The sequence below is a fragment of the Campylobacter sp. genome (genome assembly GCF_017646085.1).
In the GTDB taxonomy this organism is placed as follows: Bacteria; Campylobacterota; Campylobacteria; order Campylobacterales; family Campylobacteraceae; genus Campylobacter.
The window spans coordinates 1-3,497 of the sequence record NZ_JAGCNF010000116.1 but is presented as its reverse complement, the minus strand read 5'-3'; the positions used below and the strand labels follow the sequence as shown (position 1 = coordinate 3,497).

Here is a 3,497-nt window from a genome sequence, read left to right as displayed (position 1 = left end):
CTGATGATTTTGCACTTTCATTAAATGAGAAGGTAACAATGCTATTTATGCAGCTTAGTGCTGGTGGATTAGTATCTATGCCAACAATGAAAAGGTTTAATTATGTAGCAAATTTTAGCTCTGGATTAATCGCATACGATAAGGCTTATTCTTATACTGATGTTAATGCTTTGGCTAAAATTTTAGGCTATGAGAGTGGTAGTTATGATGGAATTCATATCTACTCTGATAATCCAAAAAGCGATATTATTAAATTAAATCAAAATCTATCACCAGGTCAAAGAGCTGTTGGATGGTGGGAGCAAAATGGTAACTTTTTTAGTGCTTTAGAATTAGAAAAAAGAGCGCTTTTTATCGTTTTAATGCTGATTATTTTAGTGGCTAGTTTAAATATTATAAGTTCGCTTTTAATGACTGTGATGAATCGCCGTCAAGAGATTGCGCTTTTACTTGCACTTGGTGCTAGTAAGAGTGAGATTAAAAAAAGCTTTTTTGTTCAAGGCAGTGTAATTGGGGGAAGTGGAATAATCTTTGGTCTTATTTTGGGGCTTTTTGGAGTATGGCTATTAGGTAATTTTGATATAGTAAATTTACCTGCTGATGTTTATGGAAGCTCAAAATTGCCAATGGAGTTGGCTTTAAGTGATTTGGTAATGATTTTAGTTGGTGCAATAGTAATTGTTTTACTATCATCATACTATCCAGCCAAAAAAGCTAGTAATGTAGATATTTTAACTACATTAAGAAATGAATAAAATTTACTTAGGGTTTAGTAGTTTTTGGCATAATATTAGGTTTGTATAGAAGGAAATTTATGGATATTACTCTATTTTTACAGCAGATGGTAAATGGTTTTAGTCTTGGATCCATGTATGCTTTGATAGCTATTGGCTATACTATGGTTTATGGTGTTTTAAGGCTTATTAACTTTGCTCATGGCGATATTATGATGGTTGGGGCATATGTTGCTTTGTTTTGTATGACTAGTATGGCACTTCCTTTTGGATTTGCTTTGCTTTTTGCAGTTGTTGTATCAGCGCTTCTTGGTGTTTGCACTGATAAGATTGCTTATAAACCACTTCGCTCAGCCCCTAGAATTTCACTTTTAATTACAGCTATTGGTATTAGCTTTTTACTTGAAAATGTATTTCAAGTAGTGTTTGGTGGCACACCTAGATCGTTTAATGTACCTGAGTTTTTTGAGCAAGTAGTAAATATTGGCAAGATTACATTGCCAGTTAGTGCTATTTTTGTACCAATTATTACTATATTTTTATTAATGATAGTTCTATATGTGCTTTATAAAACAAAATATGGTATAGCAATTAGAGCGCTTGCTTTTGATATTAGTACGGTTAATTTAATGGGAATTGATGCGAATTTAATTATCTCTATTGTTTTTGGGCTTGGTTCATCTCTTGCTGCTATTGGCGGTGTATTTTGGGCTATTAATTATCCTAGCATTGATCCATTAATGGGTGTATTAATTGGACTTAAGGCCTTTGCTGCTGCAGTACTTGGTGGTATTGGTAGCGTTGGTGGAGCTGTGCTTGGCGGATTTATTATTGGGTTTACAGAGGTTGTAGCTGTAGCATTATTTCCAGATCTTGCAGGATTTAAGGATGCTTTTGCATTTATCTTTTTAATTTTAGTTTTACTATTTAAACCAACTGGAATTTTGGGATATAATTTTGAAAAGAGTAGGTTTTAGATGGCAAGTAAATTTAAATTTTGGTTAGCTATTATTTTAGCGGTTGGATTTTTATTTTTTTGTGATGCGTATCTAGGTGAGTATAGTTTAGGAATTGTAAATAATATTGCTATATTTATTACTCTTGCTATTAGTTATAATCTCATAAATGGCGTTACTGGGCAGTTCAGTCTTGAGCCAAATGGATTTGTGGCTGTTGGAGCTTATGTAGCTGCTATTTTGCTTCTTAATGCTGATTCTAAGTTATATCAATTTGATGCAGCTGAACCATCAAATATTATCTTGGCTATTTATACTAGTAATTTTATTTTAGCAATGTTTATAAGTGGTGTTTGTGCTACTTTGTTAGCCTTATTGCTTGCTATGCCTGTATTTAGAGTTAGGGGTGATTATTTAGCTATTGTTACTTTAGGATTTGGTTTTATTATTCAACTTTTAGCTGTCAATTTCCCTGCATTTACAAATGGTTCAATCGGTCTAAATGAGGTTATGAGAGTTGATAGCAATGGGGATTTAAGCCGCTTTACAAATATTTTTTATAGTGGTGGACTAGCTATTTTTGCTACTGTTGTAATTTTAAATTTAGTATATTCTAAATTTGGCCGTGCTATGAAGGCTGTTCGAGATGATGAAGATGCAGCTATTGCGATGGGAATTAATACTTTTGCTACTAAAACTACAGCATTTTGTGTGAGTGCATTTTTTGAAGGTATGGGTGGCGCTTTATTAGTTGGATTATTAGGTAGTGTTAGTCCTGATCAATTTACATTTATGTTTACATTCTTACTGCTTATTATTATAGTGCTTGGTGGGCTTGGTAGTACTACTGGAGCGATTATTGGTACAGTGCTAGTAATTGGTGGTAGTGAATGGCTAAGATTTTTAGATGAACCTATGAATATCTTTGGCTATCAAACTGAGGCTTATCCAGGGCTTAGAATGGTTGTATTTTCGCTAGTATTAATCTTTGTAATGCTGTTTGCTAGGAAAGGCATTATGGGGCAGATGGAGCTAGGTGATCTATTTAGAGGTAGACGCAAATGATATTAGAATTAAATAAAATTTGTAAAAACTTTGGCGGTGTAGAGGCTATTAAAGAGACTAGCTTTGGTGTAAAAAAAGGGGAGATTTTTGGTCTTATTGGGCCTAATGGGGCTGGAAAAACTACTATGTTTAATATCATCACTGGTGCCTATGAGCCAAGTAGCGGTGAAATTAAATTTAATGGCAAAAGATTAAACGGAATTAAGCCAAATAAGATTGTAAATTTAGGTATTGCTAGAACATTTCAAAATATCCGCCTTTTTGGTTCGCTCACAGTATTAGAAAATGTATTAATTGGTTTAAATAGTTCGACAAAATATAGCTTTTTAGAAGCTTGTTTGCATTTTGGTAGATTTGCTAAATATGAAAGAATAGCCAAAGAGCGTGCTATGGAAATTTTAGAGCGTTTAGGTATTTCTAGATATGCTAATGACTTTGCTAAAAATCTAAGCTATGGAACGCAGCGTAAAGTAGAGATAGCAAGGGCATTAGCAACTAATCCAAAGCTGCTTTTATTAGATGAGCCAGCAGCTGGGATGAATCCTAGTGAAACTGATGAGCTAGCAAATTTAATATTTGATCTTAGGGCTACTGATGGATTATCTATTTTATTAATTGAGCATGATATGAAATTTGTAAATCATCTTTGCGATAGGGTTTTGGTTCTTGATTATGTTAGAGTGATTTTTACTGGCTCTCCAGCCGATGCAGTAAAGCATGAAGATGTTATAAGTGCGTATTT

The 3,497-nt window shown here is 33.6% G+C and carries 4 protein-coding genes; all 4 read left to right on the top strand.

Going from position 1 to position 3,497, the window contains the following annotated elements:
* Positions 1-755, top strand: a 755-nt coding sequence (locus J6V67_RS06260; RefSeq protein WP_291860315.1) for an FtsX-like permease family protein, incomplete at its 5' end; no start/stop codon positions are given.
* A 59-nt stretch (positions 756-814) separates the two neighbouring features.
* A complete protein-coding gene (locus J6V67_RS06255) occupies positions 815-1,711 on the top strand; it encodes a branched-chain amino acid ABC transporter permease (protein ID WP_291860312.1) in 897 nt (298 codons plus the stop codon).
* Positions 1,712-2,755: a branched-chain amino acid ABC transporter permease gene (locus J6V67_RS06250; RefSeq protein ID WP_291860309.1), complete on the top strand. Its 1,044-nt coding sequence runs from the start codon at positions 1,712-1,714 to the stop codon at positions 2,753-2,755.
* Positions 2,752-3,497, top strand: a 746-nt coding sequence (locus tag J6V67_RS06245; RefSeq protein WP_291860306.1) for an ABC transporter ATP-binding protein, incomplete at its 3' end; no start/stop codon positions are given. The genes J6V67_RS06250 and J6V67_RS06245, both read left to right, overlap by 4 nt.